We start from the raw sequence: 21,030 nt of genomic DNA on the forward strand, positions 1-21,030 counted from the left end.
TGGCGTCAGGGCGTGGACACGTATGGGAATGTTATCAGGCTCTCGGCGGCTGGAAGATGCTCGACGGTGTCGAGCGGGGCAGGGGCGCCGGTCGTTCGATGGTATCTGTGGGCAGGGCGGCGGGGACGGCGAAAGAAACCGTCGGTACGTCGTCGACCGTCACGAAATGTCCGGGGCACGGTGAGGCGTGGCTCTTCAGGGGCAGGGACTCGTGTTCCTGTTCCTTGTGTCCGGTCCGACCTGCACCGTAGTGCAAGGCCATGAATTCCAGGAAGGTCATTTCCGACGATGGGGCTTCTGCGAGGTGATGGCGATAGTGCCGGATGAGGTCCGGCAGCTTCTCGGCTTCATGGACGTCCATTCCCGGCAGTACGGAGACCGCGGCGAGGAAGAACATCATGATGGTGGCGATGAAGCGTTGCATCGGCCACTAAATTATCACGGAGGACGTAAGTTGGTACCCGCCGGCGCGGTAAAAACAATGTGAACTTCTTTTCATTGGTCGTGTCAGGTTGTTTTTGCAACTTTGCGCCCGAAATGATGCGACAAGTGTCAACATTCCTCCACACAATGGTTCGTGGCCTGTCGCAGCGCTCTTTGACAATCGGACTTGCCATTTGCAGTTGTCTCGTCATTATTTCGTGTGGCGGCCGCGTGCCGTCACCTTCCGAACGTACAGATACCTTCTGCTATAATGAACCTGACGGTATCAACAGCCTCGATCCCGCAACAGCTTCGTACCGCAGTGCCACCTGGGCGGGCTCGCAGATCTTCAACGGTCTTGTAGAGCTCGATTCCTCGCTTTCCATCGTTCCGTGCATCGCGCGGACCTGGAGTGTGGACCCGACGGGCACGGAATGGACCTTCACGCTCCGCACGGACATATGGTTCCATCCCGACGCCTGCTTCGGTACCAGTGGTCACCGGCGCGTCACGGCCTCCGATGTGAAGTATTCCATCGAACGGATCTGTGATGCGAGGACCAAATCCACGGGCTTGTGGGCATTTCGTACCAAGATCGACGGTGCCGATGAATTCCATCGCGGCACCCGAGAGGGAAGAACAGGTACGATCAGAGGCATCACGGTCATGAACGACTCCGTCGTTCGCTTTCGATTGACCAAACCATTCGCTCCGTTTCTGGCTGTCCTCACCATGCCGTACGGCTGGATCGTTCCTAGGGAAGCGATTCAATCGTATGGGGCAGACTTCGGACGCCATCCCGTTGGTACGGGCCCGTTCATGTTCGAACGGTGGGCAGCAGACATAGAGCTTTCGTTGAAACGCAATCCGCAGTATTTCAAGACCGACGCGAGCGGTCGGCGGCTACCCTATCTGGAGACGATACGGGTGTCGTTCCTGCGGGATCCCAAGAATGAGTTTCTGGAGTTTACGCGCGGACATTTCGATTTCGTGAGTTCAGTTGATGGATCATTTGCGTCGACGATCTTCGAGCCGAACGGGAAGCTCAGGCCTCCCTTCGACCGCTTCCGGTCCTACCGGGCGGCGGCTCATACGGTCGAGTATTACGGTATCCTGCTGGATACGTCGTTTCCGGCGGCACGTACCGTACCTCTCGCCCGTTCCCGTCTCCTACGTCAGGCATTGAATTACGCCATAGACCGGCACCGCATCGTTACCTATCTACTCCACGGGCGTGGAATCCCAGCACAGTATGGTGTGTTACCACCCACTATGCCAGGTTTCTCAGACAGCGTTCGGGGGTATACGTACGATCCGGACAAAGCACGTCGGTTATTGGACTCCGCAGGGTATCCGAATGGATACGGCGTTCCTCCGCTGCTTCTGCAGTTGGGGAACAGTGAACGTACCGCTTCCGTGGCCGAAGCCATACAGGCGCAGTGCAGGGAAGTAGGCCTCACGGTCAACATCCGTCAGGTCGATTTTCCCCAGCATCTGTCCATGGTACGCGCAGGCGATCTCGCCTTGTGGCGTACGAGCTGGATCGGGGACTATCCCGATCCGGAGAACTTCCTTTCACTGTTCATCACCCAGAATCGTTCGCCCAACGGTCCGAATACGACACGGATCGGCAGGGCGGATCTCGATTCCCTGTATGCCAGGGCCTTGTCGCCTTCGTTGGCGCCGGCGGAACGGTACGCCTTGTACAATCGCATGGAGCGGATCATCATCGAGGAGGCACCATGGGTGTTCCTCTACTATGATGTCCTCGTGCGATTGACCCAACCCAACGTCCACGGTTTCACCGTCGACGGTTCCGACAGACTGGTTCTTGAGCGTGTGTTCAAGACCAGTCGTTAAGTGCTTGTTGAACGAAATCAGAGGAGAGTGCGTTGATGAGCATCAATCGTCGCTTGTCAATTATCTGTTCCGTACTGCTTGCACTCTTCGCGCTGTCGATCACCGTTCCCACGGATATCGACGCGAAGACGCGGTACAAGACATCCCGAAAGATTTCCGGTAATAAGAAGAAGAAACGACGCTCCGGTTCGAAATGCTCTCCCGCCGCACGCGCGGAAGGAAAGCGGCAAGCCATGGAGCTTGTCCGGACCCAGAGTGCCGAACTTTGCCGGATGGTGGGCGTCCAGCCCGCCACGCAAGCCGAAGCCCACGCTTCGGCGCAACAGTTGATCGCCTCCGATGGCGAATCAGACGCAACCAGTATCGAAACCACATCCTTCGAAGACGAAGGTGAGGATCTCGCCGAACTCGAGCGGGAAGACGACGTGACGGTCGACATGGAAGCGTTCCGCTCCCTGTGGCTGTCCTACGTCGATGACGGCAGCCCTGAGTTCACGGATGCCGGTATCGAAAAGCAACGGGTCGCCGATGCCATCATGGATTGGCTCGGAACCCGATACCACTTCGGTGGTGTAGGCCGCGACGGAATCGATTGTTCGGCTTTCACGCGTACCGTCTACGGTACCGTGGCCTCCATCGAACTGCCCCGTACCGCAGCCATGCAGTCCACCGTCGGTATGCCGGTCAACCGGCGCAATGATCTCAGGTTTGGCGACCTGGTATTCTTCCACACTCGCCGTCACGCACGCGTGTCGCATGTCGGAATCTACCTTGGCGACAACCTGTTCGCTCATGCATCATCACGCTATGGCGTCACCATCTCTTCGCTGGAATCGACCTACTATTCCAAGCGTATGATCGGTGCCCGCCGCATCACGGAATCGGATCTGGTCCGCCTCGCCTCCAACGGCGATTCTACCGGCGCCCATTAAACCGACAGGCAAGTTCGAGAGTCACTACAATCGACGACAAAACGTCCCCCGGCTACCGTGTAGTCGGGGGACTCGTTTTTTGGGATCGTTCCTCCACCCTCCATCAACGTTCGACGTCCCGCATATGCCTACTGTCCGCCGTTCGCTGTTCCTCGTCCTCTGTCTGCTCCTCTCCGTTCCCCTTGCCGCCCAGATCATGGGCACCATCGTCGACAGTACGAACAGGACTCCCTTGAACGGTGCCCGCGTCCTCCTCACGAGAACGTCGGATTCGCTTCGCGCGGGCGCGTTGACGGCGAAGGACGGCAGCTTCACGGTGAACAACGTCCAGGACGGAACATGGTCGATGCAGGTCACCTTCGTCGGTTACCGCACCCATCGCCGGACGATCCGCGTCCAGGGTGCGCCACTGGGCCTCGGCACCATCGTCATGTCCAATACGGGTATCGACGAGAAGGAAGTCGTCGTCACGGACAAGGCCCTTCTCGCAGTACAGAAGGGAGATACCGTGGAGATGAACGCCAATGCCTACAAGACGTCGAAGGATGCGTCGGCGGAAGATCTCGTACAGAAGATGCCGGGCGTGACGATCCAGGACGGCCGTATCCAGGCCCAGGGCGAACAGGTGCAGCAGGTCCTCGTCGATGGAAGACAGTTCTTCGGTGACGATCCCAATGCCGCCCTGCGCAACCTTCCGGCGGAAATGATCGACAGGGTCCAGGTCTTCGACCAGGGGAGTGACCAGTCCAAGTTCTCCGGTCTCACGGATGCCAACAGCAGGAAGACCCTGAACATCGTCACGAAGCGCTCGATGCGGAACGGCCAGTTCGGACGGCTCTATGCAGGCTACGGTGACGACGGCCGATACAAGGCCGGCGGCGTCATGAACATCTTCGACAATGCGCGACGTATCACCATTCTCGCCCAGACGAACAACATCAACGAACAGAACTTCGCTATCGAAGACCTCGTCGGTGCCATGTCCGGTGGCCAGGGCGGCGGTGGCGGAATGCGCCGCATGGGCAACATCATGGGCGCGATGGCCGGTGGCGGCGGACGCCGTCCGGGTGGGGGGGGACCGATGGGGGGCGTCGGTGACTTCCTCGTCAACCAGAGCAACGGTATCACCACGACGCACGCCCTGGGTGTGAACTATGCGGACCAGTGGAGCAGCGACGTCGACGTCACGGCGAGCTATTTCTTCAACTGGTCGAACAACGATGCCAACCAGGACCTGTTCCGTCAGTTCGTCCTTCCGGGAGCGACGGGCCAGACCTACAACGAGAACACGGAGACGACCTCGCGCAACATCAATCACCGCTTCAATGCACGTCTCGAAGCACGTCTCGACTCCATGCAGTCCATCGTCTGGCGTCCACGCGCCTCGCTCCAGGTCAACAACGGATCGAGTTTGCTGAACGGTGCCAATACGCTCGGTACATCGCCGCTGAACACGACGACGAACGACTTCGCATCACGGCTCGATGGATACAACATCAACAACGACCTGCTCTATCGTCTTGCCTTCGCCGAACCCGGGCGTACCTTCAGTGCCAGCGTGAACGTCACGGTCAACAAGAATACCGGAGACAACAGCCTGTATTCGCTCATCGCCGACATGCAGAATCCGGATGCGAGCGATACCATCGATCAGCGATCAAACCTCGACAAGAACGGTCTTACCGTCACACCAACGCTTACGTATACGGAGCCGCTTTCCACGGTGAGCTTCCTGGCTCTCACTGCCACGGCATCGCTCGCGTCGAACGAATCGGACAAGCGCACGTTCAAGGCCGGAGCGGTGCAGAACGTCTACGACGACCTCGACACGACGTTGACGAATACGTTCAAGAGCCAGTACAATACCTATTCCGTCCAGCCTACGTACCGGTACAACGTCAAGGACTTCGAAACGGAAGTCGGCGTCGCGTATCAGATCGCCCAGTTGAAGAACGACCAGCAGTTCCCCGTGGCATCGGCGCTGGATCGCACATTCAGGAACATCCTGCCTACGGCTTCGTTCAGGTATAACATCTCGCAGGACCAGAACCTGCGTCTGAACTACCGTACGCGAACGTCGTCGCCGTCGGTCGATCAACTGCAGGACGTCATCAACAACACCAACCCTGTCCAGCTCACGACGGGTGATCCGAACCTGCGTCAGGACTTCTCGCACAACCTCTTCCTTCGCTATTCGGCGAACGACGTCGATGCGGCCACCACGTTCTTCGCCATGATCGGCGGTGGTGTCACGGAGGACTACGTAGGGAACAGCGTGACGATCGCACGCAGTGATACGACGATCGCACCGGGCATCGTCCTTCCCCGCGGCGGTCAACTCCAGAAGCCCGTCAATCTCGACGGCTACGCCAATCTGCGCGGCTTCTTCTCGTACGGCATGCCGGTAGGCTTCATCTCGTCGAACCTCAACCTCTTCGGCAGCGTCAACTATACGCGCACGCCCGGTCTCATCAACGGCGTCGAGAACATCGCCCATACGCCGATGGCAGGCCTCGGCGTCGTGATCAGCAGCAACATCAGTGAGAACGTGGACTTCACGGCATCGACCAGCGTGAATGCGAGCTGGGTACGGAATACGGCACGTTCGGATCAGAACGGCCAGTATCTGAACGGCCTCTCCCGTCTGCGGCTCAACTGGCGCTTCTTCGAAGGCTTTGTATGGTCGACCGACGTCAATAACACGCTCACGAGCGGTTACTCGGCCGGCTACGACCGCAGTGTCTGGCTCTGGAACATGGCCCTCGCATACAAGTTCCTCGAGAACGACCGTGCGGAGATCAGATTGAGCGTAGCCGATATCCTGCGGCAGAACACGAGTATCCAGCGAACGGTCAGTGAATCGTATACCGAGGACGTCCAGGCCAACCTGCTGCAACGCTATGCGCTGTTGACCTTCACGTACAACATCCGCAACTTCCCGGGAATGTCGGGACCGCAGCGATAAGGGGACGGACAGGTATGCCCTGACGATACCATCGTCAGGGCAGAGGAGTGGTGCAGGCAGGGATATTACGATTCGCGCGTACGGCGTTTCGATTCACGGCCCTGCGGCGTCGGTGTGACGACGGCATCGGCCGGTGCCAGGACGAGATCGATCTCGCGTTTTTCGACGTTGGCCTTGGCGATGCGTATCCGCACGTCCGTACCGTAGGCGAACATGCGCCGTGTGCGCTTTCCGACGAGCCGATACCGCTTCTCGTCGAAGTAATAGTAGTCGTCATTAAGATCGCGGATGTGCAGCAGGCCCTCGCACATGAGGTCCTTGATCGTCACGAAGACGCCGAACGACGTAACGCCGGTCACCGTGCCTTCATGGTCCTCGCCGAGATGCTCGCGACACATGACCGTCTGTGCGAGCTTGACGGATGCACGCTCGGCTTCGACGGCCGAACGTTCCGTCTGCGTCGTGATGTCGCTGACGCGCGCGGCGATGTCGGAGAGCTCGGCCCAGCGCCGTTTGGACGGTGCACCCTTCGCATACTCCTTGAGCGCACGATGAACGTACAAGTCGGGGTAGCGACGGATGGGCGACGTGAAGTGGGCATACTCCTTGAAGCCCAAGCCGTAGTGTCCGATGTTGTGTTCGGCATAGACGGCCTTGGCCATCGAGCGCAGCAGCAGCGAATGGATCACGGCCTTGTCCGGTCTGTGCTGCGATTGCTGGAGGATGCCGTTGATTTCCTTCGGACCGAGTTTGCCCGACGGTACGTTGATGCCCAGGGCCCGAATGACGGCGATGGCATCGGCCAGCTTCTCGGGATCGGGATTGTCGTGAATGCGATAGACGTAGGGAGGAAGCGAGCGCGACTTCCATGCCTTTTTCAGATTGTTGAGATGCTCGGCCACCGTCCTGTTGGCGGCGAGCATGCACTCCTCGACGAGTGAGGTGGCATCGGTTCGGGTCTTGACGACGGCTTTGATCGGCCTCTTCTGCTCGTCGAGAACGAACTTGACTTCCTGCGTCTCGAAGTCGATGCCGCCTTGCTTCATGCGCTTCGCGTTGAGCGTTCTGGCCAGCTTGTGCAGTTTCGCGATCAGCTCGGCATGATCGCCCTTGCCCGTTTCGATGATCGTCTGGACCTCACCGTACGTGAAGCGGCGCTTGCTCTGGATCACCGTTTCCTCGATGCGGTAGTCCTTCAGATTGCCGCGGGATGAAAACGTCATGAAGACGGAGAAGGCGAAGCGCGGCTTGTTCGGCACGAGCGAACAGATGTCGTTCGACAGTCGCTCCGGCAACATGGGAACGACGCAGTCCACCAGATACGTGCTGTTGCCGCGAAGCAGGGCTTCGCGGTCGAGTGCGCTTTCTTCCTTGACGTAGTGCGATACGTCGGCGATGTGGACACCGAGCTCGAGATTGCCGTCACCGGCATCCCTGAGCGACAGGGCGTCGTCGAAGTCACGGGCATCGTCGGGGTCGATAGTGACGATGACTTCCTTGCGCAGATCTGTACGTCCCTTAGGAACGGTGTTGCCCGGCTGTCTGTACTTCTCGGCTTCGTCCAGTACGTCCTGGGGAAACGTCGCTGGCAGGCGGAATTCCTTGAGAATGGCGCCGAATTCCACCGAGGCCTTGCCGGATTGCCCGAGCGATTCCTTGACGACGGCTTCGGGAGAAGCGTTCGCATGTTCCCAGCGCAGGAAGGTGGCGATGACCTTGTCGCCCGGCTTGGCACCCTGGAGGTTTTCCTTCGTGATCAGGAAGTCCACGTAGTGCTTGGCATCGTCGGGAACGAGATAGTAGAAGCTGCCATCGTATTCGATGGTGCCACTGATGGGCTGCTCCGAACGTTTGACGACTGCGACGACTTCACCGTTCGTCTTCTTTCCGGCACGGAGTGCGAGTGGCTTGACGATGACGGTATCGCCATCCATCGCCGTGGACATGTGCTGACGCTTGATGGTGATCGTCGGTATGTCGGGGTCGTCCGTGGTCACCGAACCGCGTTCATGATGGATGGTGAGGACGCCCTGGAAGCCGGACGTGTCACGACGCGACAGGCCGTAGCGGCGACGGCTCATGCGCTGGACGACACCCTCTTCGCAGAGGGAGGTGAGGATCTGTCGCAGATAATCGTAGTCGGCAGTATCCGACTTGATACGAAGCATCTTGGAAAGTTCGAGCAATTGCACCGGCGTGGACGATCGCTTCAGGGCATCGAGGATGTCCGAGCGGAGGTCTCGCGTGGAAGTGATTCTAGGCATGCCGCAAGTTACATGAATCGGACGTCATGCTGCTGCCGGCCGTTCGACGTAGATATTCTCCACGGCCTTCCTCGATAGCGTGATCTTCTTCCGTCCGACGGCGATGGTCAGGCCTCCTTCGTCGTTTCGTTCGAGGACACGGACGGATGTATGGAGTCCCACGCCTTCCTCGGCGAGTGTCTGGAGCAGTTGCCTGTCATGCGAGTTCACGCGCCGGATCACGACGGTTTCCCGTACGTTGGCATCGGCCAGACGCTCCGTGACGGTAGGGGGCATACGCCCGTCCTTCGTCGGAATCGGGTCTCCATGAGGATCGTAGGAGGGGTCTCCGAGAATCGTCGCGATCCGGTCCTCGAACTCTTCGGAGATATGGTGCTCGAGCTGTTCCGCTTCGTCATGCACCTTGTCCCATGAATATCCGAGCGCTTCGGCCAGATACAGCTCGAGCAGACGATGGTGGCGGATGAGTTCGAGGGCGATCTTGACTCCTGCATGCGTCAGCTCCACGCCACGATAGCTTTCGTAGTGGACGAGCTGGAGTTCGGACAGCCGCTTCAGCATGGCCGTGACGGAAGCAGGTGCGATGGAAAGACGCGCGGCGATGTCGGTCGTCGAAGCCGCTCCGTTGCGTGTGAGCAGATAGATGGCCTTGACGTAGTCCTGCATCGACTTCGAGAGCGAACGCATCATCATAAGCTGGTCGTCATGTCATGGAGAGGAACATGGTACGGAGACGATGCCGACGCCGTAATGTTATGGATCGCACGGGCCATTGTCGGAACGGACCATCCCTGAGCGTCGGCCATTCCCGTGGCACAGGAGGGCAATTTAACTGTGGCACGATCGAAAACAGGCGTCGGAGGTGATATTGTCGATCGTTCATCATGACGAACGGTATCACGGATATCGATACTTGCGGAAATAACGATCCGATCGTTTACGAATTCGATCCGAAAACCGTATCATGCCGTCCGACCTGACGAGGGAATAATCCACTAATGCGGACGTATGGATTATGCGAATCGGTGTTGTGGCGGAATCGGCTCCCGGTGAACGACGGGTGGCCTTGACTCCCAGGGCATGTGGTCAATTGATAGCTGCAGGCCACTCCTGCCTCGTCGAACACGGGGCGGGCGAGCGGGGCGGATTCACGGACGCAGCATATGCGGAGGCCGGATGTACCCTCGATGCGCGTCACGCCGTGATGGCTGCCGCCGATCTTCTCGTCCACGTCGCCGTACCTGAACCATCGCTCATCGATGCTCTTCCTTCGGGACGCTCGTTCATCTCCCTGATCTATCCGCGCAGGAACCCCGACGTCGTGAGCCACCTGGCCAGGCGATCGATTTCCGCCTGCGCCATGGACTGCATGCCGCGCATCTCGCGGGCACAGAGCATGGACGTGCTGAGTTCACAGAACAATCTCGCCGGCTACAAGGCCGTGATCGTAGCTGCCGACGCCGCGCCGAAGCTGTTCCCCTTGCTCATGACGGCTGCCGGCACCGTCACACCGGCCCGCGTCCTCATCTACGGCGCAGGTGTTGCTGGTCTCCAGGCCATCGCCACGGCGCGCCGCCTGGGTGCCATCGTCGAAGTGTCCGACGTACGCCCGGAAACGAGGGAACAGGTCGAATCTCTCGGAGCGTCCTTCATCATGGTCGAGGGAATGGAACGGGTGGCCGTCGAAGGCGGCTATGTCGCGTCCATCGGTGAAGACGTACTCGCACGCCAGCGCGAGGCCGTCGACCAGCGGTTGATGCAGGCGGACGTCGTGATCACGACGGCACTGGTCCAGGGCGGTAAGGCCCCGGTGCTCATCGACGCCGATCAGGTCTCGCGCATGAAGAATGGTGCGGTGATCGTGGACATGGCCACGGCTGCCGGTGGCAACTGCGCGCTCAGCCAGCCGGATGCGACCGTCGTCCATCACGGAGTGACCATCATCGGTGCCAACGATCTTGCCGCATCGGTTCCCGCGAACGCCAGTGAACTCTATGCGAAGAACGTCACGACGTTCCTCGCGCATGCGGCTACGACGGAAGGGATGAAGTTCGATCTCGACGACGAGATCATTTCGGCGACGCTCGTCACGCATAACGGTACGACAAGGAGTTGAGCATGGATACATCGACGTTACAGATCGTCTATCTCGTCGTCCTGATGATCTTCCTCGGCGTGGAACTCATCTCCCACGTGCCGTCCGTACTGCACACTCCCTTGATGAGTGGCGCCAATGCCATTCACGGTGTCGTCATCATCGGCTCCATCATCGTCATGGGCGAGGCCAACGACGCCTGGTGCCTGATCCTCGGCTTCCTCGCCGTCGTACTCGGCACGCTCAACGTCGTCGGTGGGTTCGTGGTGACGAATCGCATGCTCGAAATGTTCAGGAAGAAGTCATGATGGAGATGCTCCTTCCGATCCTGTATCTCGTTTCGTCCGTGACCTTCATCATCGGACTCAAGATGCTCGGCTCGCCGAAGACGGCGAGGACGGGGAATCTCGTGGCAGCGGCGGGAATGGCCCTCGCCATCGCCGGGACGATGATCTTCCATCGCAATCATGACGGACAGCCGCTCGGCAACATTCCGCTCATTCTCGCAGCGCTCGGAATCGGTACCGTACTCGGATGGATGATGGCCGTGCGTGTGAAGATGACGTCCATGCCGCAGATGGTCTCGTTCTTCAACGGAATGGGGGGCGCCTGCGCCGCGCTCATCTCCATTCTCGAGACGATGGAGAGCGGGGGAATGTGGACCTTCGGGAGCGGGCTCGCAACGATGGCCGGACTCGTCATCGGCAGCGTCTCGTTCAGCGGATCCATCGTCGCATACGGAAAGCTCGAAGAGCGCATCAAGGACGTGTCCTTCAGGGGACAACAGGCGATCAACCTGCTGATCATGGCGGGTATCGTCGTCATGGCGGCCTTGCTGATCATGGGAAGAATCGAAGGCATCGGTCCGCTCGTCGTCATCGCCGGCTGTGCGCTCGTCTATGGCGTTCTCTTTGTCCTGCCGATCGGCGGCGCCGATATGCCGGTGGTGGTCTCGTTGCTCAACTCCTTCACGGGAGTGGCCGCAGCATGCGGAGGTTTCCTCTACGACAACATGGTCATGCTCATCGGCGGTATCCTCGTCGGCAGTGCAGGGACGCTCCTTACCGTCGTGATGTGTCGTGCCATGAACAGGTCGCTGGCCAACGTATTGCTGGGCGGGTTGTTGAACAAGGCAGGAGGCGGTGGTGGTGGTGGTGCGGGAACGGCAGGCGGTCCGATACGTGAGGTGTCGGCTACCGATGCGGCGGTACTCATGGCCTATGCCAAGAAGGTCGTCATCGTACCCGGCTATGGTCTGGCCGTAGCCCAGGCGCAGCACGTCTGCCATCAGCTCGAACATGAACTGGCCTCGAAGGGCGTGCAGGTGAAATATGCCATCCATCCCGTGGCCGGACGTATGCCCGGTCATATGAACGTCCTTCTGGCCGAGGCGGACGTCAGCTACGACAATCTCGTGGAAATGGAAGAGATCAATCCCGAGTTCGCTACGACCGATGTCGTGCTGGTCGTCGGAGCGAACGACGTCGTGAATCCTGCAGCGAAGACCGACCCGCAGAGCCCGATCTACGGTATGCCCATCCTCGACGTCGATATGGCGAAGCAGGTCATCATTCTCAAGCGCTCGATGAAGTCCGGATATGCAGGTATCGACAACGAGCTGTTCTACCGCCCGAACTGTGCCATGCTGTTCGGGGATGCGAAGACGTCGCTTGCGGCTCTCGTGACCGAGGTCAAGCAACTCTGAGCTAACTTGCGGGATGAATCCCGACCAGCACTTCCATACGGATGCCGTGCGCATCCAGGCGGAACGCACGCCGTTCCACGAGCATTCGGTACCCCTCTATCTCACGTCCAGCTTCGTCTTCGACGATGCCGAGCACATGCGTGCTCTCTTCGCCGAAGAACAGCAGGGCAACATCTACAGTCGTTTCACGAATCCGAACACGACGGAATTCATCGACAAGATGTGCGCTCTGGAAGGGACGGAAGCGGGCTATGCGACGGCGACAGGAATGGCTGCCGTCTTCGCCTCGATCATGGGACTGCTCCGTAGCGGCGATCATATCGTTGCTTCACGTTCCGTCTTCGGATCCACGCATACGCTGCTGACGCAGTACCTGCCGCGCTGGGGAATCACCCATACCTACGTGGACATCAACGATCCGTCGAGCTTCGAAGCGGCGATCACATCCGCGACGAAGATGATGATCGTGGAGACGCCATCGAATCCCGGACTGGACGTCATCGATCTCGACGTCCTCGGTCGTATGTGCAAGTCGCACGGAATCCTGCTCAACGTGGACAATTGCTTCGCCACGCCGTACCTGCAGCGTCCGGTCGACTACGGCGCCGACATCATCGTCCATTCCGCCACGAAATGGATCGACGGCCAGGGGAGAGTGCTCGGTGGTATCATTCTCGGTCGTGCGGATCTCATCCGTGAGATCTATCTCTTCTGCCGGAACACGGGCCCGAGTCTGTCGCCCTTCAACGCATGGGTCCTGTCGAAGAGTCTCGAAACGCTGGCCGTCCGGATGGACCGTCATTGTGCCAATGCGATGGAGATCGCGCGATTTCTCGAGGCCCATCCGATGGTCGAACGTGTGATCTATCCCGGTCTGCCGTCGCATCCGAATCACATCGTGGCCATGCGTCAGATGAAGGCAGGCGGGGGCATCGTGGCCATGCACGTCAAGGGTGGTATCGATGCCGGACGCCGGTTCCTGGACGCTATCCGTATGTGCTCGCTGTCCGCCAACATCGGTGATACGCGAACGATCGTGACGCATCCCGCGTCGACGACGCATTCGAAGCTCACGGAAGAAGCGCGGTTGGCCGTCGGTATCCTTCCCGGGCTCGTCCGCGTGTCCGTCGGCCTCGAGGATACGCGTGCCGTCATCGCCGATCTCGACCAGGCCCTGATGAAGAGCGCGGAAGCCTAGGCGTTCGTTCGGAGGCCTGCTCTCAATGCTGGATGAGCAACGCGAGGATATCGTCGAGTGTATCGGCTTCGTCGATCGACATGTCCCTGTGCCATGCGAGGATTCTCGGAGCGCTGACGCTGACTCCACTCTTGTGCCGTGCGGAACGGCGGATGGTGTCGAATCCGATATCGAATACGAGTTCCGGCTTCACGGTGCGGATAGGCCCGATCCGTTCGATCGTATTCGAGCGGATGAAGGTCTCGACGTCGATGCCAAACCCATCGGGAACGTCGGCCGCGGTTTTCGCGACGGACACCAGTTCGCCATCCCTCCATACGGCGAACGTATAGATTTCCGAACGACCGGTCTGGTTGTTCAATTGCGTGTAGAGCAACACGGCTCTGATGGACAGTGCCCTGTTCTTCCAGAACAGCCATGACGCGGGTTCCATTTCACCATAAGCGGATGATATGCGACGCAACGAAAGTCCTGCGGCATGATGCGTCCGTGCCTGGGCGTGATGCAGACGTACGTCGTTCCATGATGACGACGGCAGTATGACGGAAAGAGCGACGATGTCGCCGCGCTGGCGTCCGAGCAACGCTCGCCGTTGGGAACAGGGAAGATGTCTCGTATCGATCCCGTCGTATTCCAGGATATCCGATGCCATGAAGACCGATGCTCCATCGCTCGATACCTTCCCATCAGGGGTATGTGCGGAAACGATATGTCCGTCCTTCATGGGAACGATCGTACCGTCGAGCACGATAGATCGTATCCCGTCCATCTCGTATCGTAGTGAGTCGAGCATCGGATATCGATCGGTTACGAGCTCGCCGTCCGTGGTCCATACGTAGAGCGATCCTTCGCGCATCACGATCTGTACGCGGCGGCCATCGTACGTGTGTTCGATGAACCAGTCCTTCACGTCACCGAGATCGTCGATCTGTCCTTCGAGCCGTGTCGGTTCCGCGAATGGATAATACCGTGCATTCGAGCGTATCGTCTCGTCGACGGCGATGAGTTCTTCATAGGGTAACGCCGTCGTCATGCCGGCAAGTCGCATGGTCAGGGTCGCGATGTCGGTGCCGGTACTTTCCGACAATGCACGGACGACGCTGCCACGGCCGACATCGAAGCGGAAGGTCCCCGTCAGCAACTTGTTGAAGACGATGCGCTCCGAAGGGTTCATTCGGTGCCATCGCTCGCGGATCCATGCCTTCACGTCCATATCGGAGTGCTCCTGAAAGGAATCGATCGCGGCGAGGAGGTCATGCAACGACGTCGTACCGTCTTTCACCCCGGTCGGAATGACGAGGGCGATGGTCTCGGCCAGATCGCCGACGGCGGTCTGGCATTCTTCGAAGAGCCATTCCGGCACGCTCGCATCATCGATGGCGATCTCGCGGAGGGCTGTGAGTGCGATCCTGCGTTTTCCGCGATATCCGAGCATCAACAGCAGGGCATGAGGGATATCGCTACGATGGGCCGTATCGAAGTAGTCCTTCAGCAGGGCATGTCTACGACGATCGTCGGTCGTACCATCGAGGTCGTCGTACAGGCGCGCGAAGAGGTTCATCGATCCTCCTCGTTCGTACCATAGAGTACCGTCAGTTCATCGGCGGCAAGGCCGCATTCCTCCTTCAGGTATCGGACAACGGTCGAGCTGAAGCCGTGCGTCACCAGAACACGCTCGGCCGACGTATCGGCGATCGTGCGCAGGAGATCGGGCCAGTCGACGTGATCGCTGACGATGAAGCCCAGATCCGTGCTGCGCCTGCGGCGCAGCCCTCGTACGGCCATCCATCCGGAGGCGAAGGCCGTGGACGGATCCGTGCAGCGATCGATCCATTCTTCGTTACTGCCGGACGAGATGATGAGGGCCCCGCGAAGATCGTCGACCGCCGTATGACGTGTGATACGCTCGGTGGCTGGCAGGGGAACACCGGTCTGGAGCAGAACGTCATTGATGCGCCCGACGCTGTCCGAGACGAAGATCCTGCCGATGGATCGGTCGACCATGCCGAGCAACCGTTGTGCCTTGCCGAGAGCATAACCGTTCAGGATACTCGTTCTCCCATCATCCGCATTACCAGCCCACCAGCGATCGATATCCGCGGATACGGCTTCATTGGATGGCCATCGATAGATCGGCATGCCGAACGTCGATTCCGTGATGAACGTATGGCAACGTACCGGTTCGAATCGTGTGGCCCACGGATCTTCCTGTCGTTTATAATCTCCACTGACGACCCATACCTCACCCTTATGTTCGACACGTACCTGCGCGGAACCCACGACATGTCCTGCGGGATGGAGCGATATACCAACGCCGTTGATCGTACGTCGCTCGCCGTAGGCGATACCGCTGATGACGGCGGTGCTTCCGAGCCGATGACGAAGGATGGAAACGCCATCGTCGTGCGTGAGATAGGCGCGCATTCCGGGGCGGGCATGATCGCTGTGCGCATGCGTGATCACGGCCCGGTCGACGGAGCGGAGGGGATCGATGAAGAAATCGCCTGCCGGACAGTAGAGTCCGTGGGAAGTGACGGTCAACAGTGCCATGTCTGTAAATTACGACCATGAAGAAGTTACCAGCGATACTCGTCGCCGCTCTGGCCTGCGTGCTGGCGTATGCGGTGCCGTTACCCCAGGATTCGGACGAGCATTTCGGCCGTGGTATGAATGCCTTCGGCAAGGGTCAGTACGACGTGGCCATCGATCATTTCAGCAAGGCACTAGAACAGGATGCGTTCAACGTGGGAATCCGGTTCAATCGTGCCACCTGTTATCTCAGACTTCGGAAGTACGATGAAGCCATCACGGATCTGAGCAAGTGCATCGAACTCGCACCGGACGTCACGCAGGCCTATATGCAGCGTGCCGCAGCCTATGCGGCCACGCGGCAGCGTCCACTCGCACTGCAGGACGTCGACACGGTGATCGCACGGGATTCGGTATTTCCAAGGGCCCACGTACTTCGCGCACGGCTCACGATGGATATGGGACTGGATACCATGGCGGCATGCCGCGACTTCAGAACGGCATTGCGGCTTGGAGACAGTACCGCACTGAAGTTCATGCCGACGCAGTGCAGACAGTGAAAGGACGGGACTCCTGATGAATTTCCAACATATTGAGAATCATAGATTTAGATTGATTCTTGATGTGTTTGTCAGTGCGACACTGGCCATCAACCTTGCGTCCGTCCTTCGCATTCGTCGAGTCAGTGCCCGGAACATTGCCGAGTATCGTCCACCGTTTCCGGTTCGCATCGATACCGTTCGGTGCCGGGTCTTTCTCGATGGCATTCCGTGAACGGGTCCTCCGTCGAATCCATGTCCGGGCTCCGGGTCTCGCCATTCGTCGTGACGCCACGTGCAGGGGCGTATTCTGCAGATACGCGGACTGGACCAGCTCGCCCCGATGTCCGGACACCCGAAGGCAGCATGGAAGGCATCGACGACGTAGGGATGGGAAGAGTAGGACACGGTACGTCGCTTCTCGACCGGGGCATCGTTACAGGCATTTCTCGATCTCCAGAACAATCACGTTCCGGGGTTGTGTCGTACTATCCGTTGAGGATCCGGGTTATGGAGCGAAAAATTCGTGCGACATAGGCCGACAGGCTCTAAATTCGGGATATGGATGTGATGCGCATGGGATCCGGAGCGGTCCTCGCCCCGACGACGACTCTGACGACGGTGTTGCGTTTCCCTGGCGGGAAGCGTTGCGCACCCGTGCGCGAAGGCGGATCGGCGGCGATGGCATGCCTGATCGGACTCGTCATCCTGCTCGGTCTGTCCATACCGCTCCGGGCGCAGGAGCGTCCTGTCATTGTCGCGAACGACGTCAGGAGCGAGTTCATTTCCGACAACGCGAATCCCGAGTTCGTCATCCGGGGATTGAAGATCGCCGGTCCCTTCGACAGTATCGACGTCGTCGTTCATCCTTCGGCCATCCGTTCGCAGAGTACCCTGCAGCGGTACAAACCGGTGCTCAGGGGAGTGACCCACGATGGTGATGGCGCCGTTCTCATCGCGATGAAACTGACGGGGAAGGATCTTCCGTTGCCCGACAGTGTTCGCGGTGCCGTCATCCTTTCGGTGCGGGCGCTACTACGCCTGCCGACCGGACCGTACGTCACGTCGACGCAACGGCTGACGGTGCCCATCGCGAACGAACCCTTGCCGAAGGGCGTCATCCTTACCCACGCGATGAAGGTGGAGCCGATCACGGACCAGAACGATCCGGAGATCGTCGTGCGTGGTCTCACGCTCCGCTCACCGAAGGCCGATTCGGTAGATGGTCTGCCGGATATCCGTCCTATGGACTACGGCGTCGAGGCCTCTGTATCGTCGGCATCCATACGGGATATGCAGACCAATACCACGTTCGGCGCATCGGTCATCGACGTGAAGAACACCGGGGGCCAGGAATATCAGGTGCGATTGAAACTTACCGGTGGAAGGTTCCCGCTGAGCAGGGGACAGGTCAAGGGCACCATACAGCTCGACGTCAAGGCGGTAACACGATCGCGCGGACAGCGGTCAATGCGTAGCAAGATCGTTCCTATCAGCGTCAGTAACTAGATCCGGATATCATAGGGATGCGGAATCCCAAGGAATGCACCATGAAACAGGTCATGGGAGTGATGGCGTGGTTCACGGCGATGGGCCTCACCCTCGTCGGGTGTGGTGACCCCATTGCGGCGCGGAAGGCGACGCCACGCGACATCATCAACAAGCAGGTCATCGTTCTCTATGACGACACGCCACAGCTACCGATCGATGCCATCGTGATCCACGAAGCCGATCCGCTGTCCTTCACGACGAACAGTGGTCCACTGATCCGTTTGCAGGGATACTTCATCGATTCGACGGAGAAGTTCGTGCGTCTCGGCGCCCTGTCTGCCGGAAACGATCCGCTGGCCGCCGTGGAGGGAGGAGATAACGGAGTCTCCTACAACTCCTTCCTCACCAACCGCAGGGTCGCCGATTCCGTGAACTGGACCATCACCGGCTTCGGAGGCCACGACTACCGGTTCACGATGCATCCCGTACCACGTATCTCGCTCAACAATCCCGAACGGATGGAGCCCGTAGCTCGTGATGTCGTGCTCGACTACCAGGGAGCGACGGGAGGCAAGATCATCGTCGTCGTCTACGCCGTTACCGTCCGGACGAGCGATCAGAACGTCTCGCGTTCGTTCACGGTCACCGACGCCTATATCACGGACGATACGGGACACATCGTCGTACCGCAGTCCACGATGCAGAAGGCCTACGACAAGCGTACGGAAGAGATACGCGTCGAGCTCACGCACACGCGACTGGAGTATGGTGACATGGGGGCAAAAGGCAGGCTCGGAATGTACTCGAAGGCCAGCGGCGAGATCGTCATCGTGAAACAGTGATGATGACGACGTAGTCAAATGAACGGGCCGTGCGAAAAAGAAGAAGCCTCCGTACCGGATCGGTGCGGAGGCTTTCATGTTGCTGCGTGATACTGTCGATTACCGCATGATACTATCGAAAGTTACGATGGCGACAGGGCGAGTCCTGCCGTATCGCCTTCGTCGGGACGCTGCTGCTCCTTCGGCTTCGACGGTGTGGATGCCTTGATGGCCTCACGAAGCTTGTTCACGTCCTTCACGATCGGCGGCAGCTCTCCACCCTTCATCAGGATGTCGATTTCTTCGGCGTCGAGGATCTCGCGTTCGACGAGGGCGTGGGACAGGCGATGCAGCATGTCGATGTTGTCCCGCATGAGCTTTTCGGCCTGCTGCTCACAACTGACGATCAGGTTGCGGATTTCGGCGTCGATGGATCGCGCTGTTTCCTCGCTATGGTCACGGGGCTGCGAGATCTCGCGGCCGAGGAACACCTCGTCGTGCTGGCTCGCATAGCGGACCGGACCCAGGATGTCGCTCATGCCGAATTCGCAGACCATCTTGCGTGCGATGGCCGTTGCGCGTTCGAGGTCGTTCGAGGCACCCGTCGTCAGCATGTTGAAGACGACCTTCTCCGCTGCACGTCCTGCAAGCAGGGTAACGATGCGGGTGATGAGATACTCCTTGCTCATCGTGTGGGCATCTTCCTGCGGGAGATAGGACGTTACGCCCAGGGCGCGGCCGCGGGGAATGATGGTGACCTTGTGTACGGGATCGCTGTTCGGGAGCAGCTTGCCGGCCATCGCATGACCGATTTCATGATAGGCCGTCGTTTCCTTTTCCTTATCGCTGATGAGCATGCTCTTCCGCTCGACGCCCATGAGGACCTTGTCCTTGGCATTCTCGAAGTCGAACATCGCCACTTCCGTACTGTTGCGCCGTGCGGCCAGCAACGCTGCCTCGTTCACGAGGTTGGCGAGATCGGCACCGCTCATGCCTGGGGTACCCTTCGACAGCACGTCGAGATCGACGTCCTTGGCGATCGGCACCTTGCGCGTATGGACCTTGAGGATTCCGAGGCGTCCGTTCATGTCCGGGCGATCGACGACGACCTGACGATCGAAACGGCCGGGGCGGAGCAGGGCAGGATCCAGGACGTCCGGGCGGTTCGTGGCGGCCACGATGATGATACCGGCATTCTGTTCGAAGCCATCCATCTCGACGAGGAGCTGGTTCAACGTCTGCTCGCGTTCGTCGTGCCCACCGCCGAGGCCTGCGCCGCGATGGCGGCCGACTGCATCGATTTCATCGATGAAGACGATACAGGGAGCGTGTTTCTGGGCCTGGTCGAAGAGGTCGCGGACGCGGCTCGCGCCCACGCCGACGAACATTTCCACGAAGTCGGCACCGGAGATCGAGAAGAATGGGACACCCGCTTCACCGGCCACGGCACGTGCAAGAAGCGTCTTGCCCGTACCCGGAGGGCCGAGCAGGAGGACGCCCTTGGGAATCTTGCCGCCGAGGCGCGTGAACTTCGTGGGGTCCTTCAGGAATTCGATGATTTCCTGGAGTTCCTCCTTGGCTTCGTCGGCACCTGCGACGTCCTGGAACGTCACGTGGACGTTGCCTTCCGTCTGCAGGCGGGCACGGCTCTTGCCGAAGGAGAAGATGTTCTTGCCGCCGCCACCCATCTGCATGCGTCGGGTGACGAGCAGGAAGGCGACGAGCAGGAGCACCCACGGCAGGAACTGAAGCAGCGAGACCCACCAGGGCGAGTCGCCGTCTTCGTACGTCCACGAGACACCGTGTTCGCGCCAGAAGGCTTCCGTCGAGGAATCGACGATGCCGAGCTTGGTGCGGAAGTTCTTGACTTCCACGGCACCACGTTCCCGCTGGACGGTGACGGGGCGCCGCATGACGCCGTGAAACTCGAAGTCGTTCAGTTGCGATTTCCTGACGACGGCTTCCTTGACCAGATCCTGCTTGACGAATTCGGTGTATTCGTTATAGGTCAGTGGCCATTCCTGTTTGTTGGCATTCATCATGAACATTCCGACCATGATGATGGCAACCAGGATTCCTACCCAGATCAGCACGTTCCGCAGGATGCGCGATACGGTGACGTCGTTGTCGTCGTCGGGTCCGTTGTCCTGTGAAGGACGTTGACGCTGCGGCCGGTTGTTGGGTGTGTTTCGTTCGGACATGTTGTCT

General features: G+C 59.3%; 15 protein-coding genes and 1 pseudogene. 10 read left to right on the plus strand and 6 right to left on the minus strand.

Annotated elements, in window-relative coordinates:
- Positions 1-34: 34 nt before the first annotated feature.
- The gene (locus tag BGO89_00940) at positions 35-424 is read right to left on the minus strand and encodes a hypothetical protein (GenBank protein OJX61186.1); all 390 of its coding nucleotides are present in this window, start codon (positions 422-424) and stop codon (positions 35-37) included.
- 230 nt (positions 425-654) lie between these two features.
- On the opposite strand from BGO89_00940, the gene BGO89_00945 reads away from it, so the two are divergent.
- The 3 genes from BGO89_00945 (at position 655) to BGO89_00955 (ending at position 6,180) form a co-directional block, all read left to right on the plus strand.
- On the plus strand, positions 655-2,283 hold the full coding sequence (locus tag BGO89_00945) for a hypothetical protein (GenBank protein ID OJX61187.1): 1,629 nt from the start codon (positions 655-657) through the stop codon (positions 2,281-2,283).
- Between the two features lie 437 nt (positions 2,284-2,720).
- Entirely contained in the window at positions 2,721-3,215 is a 495-nt protein-coding gene (locus BGO89_00950; protein ID OJX61363.1) for a hypothetical protein, read from the plus strand.
- Between the two features lie 124 nt (positions 3,216-3,339).
- Positions 3,340-6,180, plus strand: coding sequence for a hypothetical protein (locus BGO89_00955; protein ID OJX61188.1), 2,841 nt, complete (start codon positions 3,340-3,342; stop codon positions 6,178-6,180).
- Between the two features lie 65 nt (positions 6,181-6,245).
- Here BGO89_00955 and BGO89_00960 read toward each other — a convergent pair whose 3' ends face one another.
- Both BGO89_00960 and BGO89_00965 read right to left on the minus strand, forming a co-directional pair.
- Entirely contained in the window at positions 6,246-8,444 is a 2,199-nt protein-coding gene (locus BGO89_00960) for a ribonuclease R (GenBank protein OJX61189.1), read from the minus strand.
- Between the two features lie 24 nt (positions 8,445-8,468).
- Positions 8,469-9,137: a DtxR family transcriptional regulator gene (locus BGO89_00965; GenBank protein ID OJX61190.1), complete on the minus strand. Its 669-nt coding sequence runs from the start codon at positions 9,135-9,137 to the stop codon at positions 8,469-8,471.
- Positions 9,138-9,459: 322 nt separating this feature from the next.
- Between BGO89_00965 and BGO89_00970 the strand changes: the two genes are divergently transcribed.
- The 4 genes from BGO89_00970 to BGO89_00985 are packed head-to-tail and all read left to right on the plus strand — an operon-like array spanning position 9,460 to position 13,442.
- The gene (locus BGO89_00970; protein OJX61191.1) at positions 9,460-10,560 is read left to right on the plus strand and encodes an NAD(P) transhydrogenase subunit alpha; all 1,101 of its coding nucleotides are present in this window, start codon (positions 9,460-9,462) and stop codon (positions 10,558-10,560) included.
- 2 nt (positions 10,561-10,562) lie between these two features.
- Entirely contained in the window at positions 10,563-10,847 is a 285-nt protein-coding gene (locus BGO89_00975) for a pyridine nucleotide transhydrogenase (GenBank protein ID OJX61192.1), read from the plus strand.
- The gene (locus tag BGO89_00980) at positions 10,844-12,244 is read left to right on the plus strand and encodes an NAD(P) transhydrogenase subunit beta (protein OJX61193.1); all 1,401 of its coding nucleotides are present in this window, start codon (positions 10,844-10,846) and stop codon (positions 12,242-12,244) included. Before BGO89_00975 ends, BGO89_00980 begins: the two co-directional genes overlap by 4 nt.
- A 13-nt stretch (positions 12,245-12,257) precedes the next feature.
- The gene (locus tag BGO89_00985; GenBank protein OJX61194.1) at positions 12,258-13,442 is read left to right on the plus strand and encodes an O-succinylhomoserine sulfhydrylase; all 1,185 of its coding nucleotides are present in this window, start codon (positions 12,258-12,260) and stop codon (positions 13,440-13,442) included.
- A 22-nt stretch (positions 13,443-13,464) separates the two neighbouring features.
- Here BGO89_00985 and BGO89_00990 read toward each other — a convergent pair whose 3' ends face one another.
- Together BGO89_00990 and BGO89_00995 are read right to left on the minus strand one after the other, a co-directional pair.
- On the minus strand, positions 13,465-15,003 hold the full coding sequence (locus BGO89_00990) for a hypothetical protein (protein OJX61195.1): 1,539 nt from the start codon (positions 15,001-15,003) through the stop codon (positions 13,465-13,467).
- Positions 15,000-15,992: a DNA ligase-associated DEXH box helicase gene (locus tag BGO89_00995; protein ID OJX61196.1), complete on the minus strand. Its 993-nt coding sequence runs from the start codon at positions 15,990-15,992 to the stop codon at positions 15,000-15,002. The genes BGO89_00990 and BGO89_00995 overlap by 4 nt, the downstream gene beginning before the upstream one ends.
- A gap of 17 nt (positions 15,993-16,009) precedes the next feature.
- Here BGO89_00995 and BGO89_01000 point away from each other — a divergent pair, with 17 nt between their 5' ends.
- The 3 genes from BGO89_01000 to BGO89_01010 all read left to right on the plus strand — a co-directional run bounded on the left by BGO89_01000 (position 16,010) and on the right by BGO89_01010 (position 18,843).
- Entirely contained in the window at positions 16,010-16,531 is a 522-nt protein-coding gene (locus BGO89_01000) for a hypothetical protein (GenBank protein ID OJX61197.1), read from the plus strand.
- A 540-nt stretch (positions 16,532-17,071) separates the two neighbouring features.
- Positions 17,072-18,019 carry a hypothetical protein gene (locus BGO89_01005; GenBank protein ID OJX61198.1) on the plus strand — a complete coding sequence of 316 codons (948 nt, stop codon included), beginning with the start codon at positions 17,072-17,074 and terminating at the stop codon, positions 18,017-18,019.
- A gap of 17 nt (positions 18,020-18,036) precedes the next feature.
- Positions 18,037-18,843, plus strand: coding sequence for a hypothetical protein (locus BGO89_01010; protein ID OJX61199.1), 807 nt, complete (start codon positions 18,037-18,039; stop codon positions 18,841-18,843).
- 122 nt (positions 18,844-18,965) lie between these two features.
- Here BGO89_01010 and BGO89_01015 read toward each other — a convergent pair.
- Positions 18,966-20,960: pseudogene (locus BGO89_01015) on the minus strand (cell division protein FtsH).
- Between the last annotated feature and the right edge of the window lie 70 nt (positions 20,961-21,030).

Origin of the sequence: Candidatus Kapaibacterium thiocyanatum (genome assembly GCA_001899175.1) — a bacterium.
GTDB classification, from domain to species: domain Bacteria; phylum Bacteroidota; class Ignavibacteria; order Kapaibacteriales; family Kapaibacteriaceae; genus Kapaibacterium; species Kapaibacterium thiocyanatum.

Excerpts from the sequence above, each read along its gene's own strand:
- BGO89_01000 (OJX61197.1), top strand. The coding sequence starts at position 16,010 with ATGAAGAAGTTACCAGCGATACTCGTCGCCGCTCTGGCCTGCGTGCTG.
- BGO89_00970 (OJX61191.1), top strand. The coding sequence starts at position 9,460 with ATGCGAATCGGTGTTGTGGCGGAATCGGCTCCCGGTGAACGACGGGTG.
- BGO89_01010 (OJX61199.1), top strand. The coding sequence starts at position 18,037 with ATGCGGAATCCCAAGGAATGCACCATGAAACAGGTCATGGGAGTGATG.
- BGO89_00985 (OJX61194.1), top strand. The coding sequence starts at position 12,258 with ATGAATCCCGACCAGCACTTCCATACGGATGCCGTGCGCATCCAGGCG.
- BGO89_00995 (OJX61196.1), bottom strand. The coding sequence starts at position 15,992 with ATGGCACTGTTGACCGTCACTTCCCACGGACTCTACTGTCCGGCAGGC.
- BGO89_00955 (OJX61188.1), top strand. The coding sequence starts at position 3,340 with ATGCCTACTGTCCGCCGTTCGCTGTTCCTCGTCCTCTGTCTGCTCCTC.
- BGO89_00975 (OJX61192.1), top strand. The coding sequence starts at position 10,563 with ATGGATACATCGACGTTACAGATCGTCTATCTCGTCGTCCTGATGATC.
- BGO89_00960 (OJX61189.1), bottom strand. The coding sequence starts at position 8,444 with ATGCCTAGAATCACTTCCACGCGAGACCTCCGCTCGGACATCCTCGAT.
- BGO89_00965 (OJX61190.1), bottom strand. The coding sequence starts at position 9,137 with ATGATGATGCGTTCGCTCTCGAAGTCGATGCAGGACTACGTCAAGGCC.
- BGO89_00950 (OJX61363.1), top strand. The coding sequence starts at position 2,721 with ATGGAAGCGTTCCGCTCCCTGTGGCTGTCCTACGTCGATGACGGCAGC.
- BGO89_00940 (OJX61186.1), bottom strand. The coding sequence starts at position 424 with ATGCAACGCTTCATCGCCACCATCATGATGTTCTTCCTCGCCGCGGTC.
- BGO89_00980 (OJX61193.1), top strand. The coding sequence starts at position 10,844 with ATGATGGAGATGCTCCTTCCGATCCTGTATCTCGTTTCGTCCGTGACC.
- BGO89_00990 (OJX61195.1), bottom strand. The coding sequence starts at position 15,003 with ATGAACCTCTTCGCGCGCCTGTACGACGACCTCGATGGTACGACCGAC.
- BGO89_01005 (OJX61198.1), top strand. The coding sequence starts at position 17,072 with ATGGATGTGATGCGCATGGGATCCGGAGCGGTCCTCGCCCCGACGACG.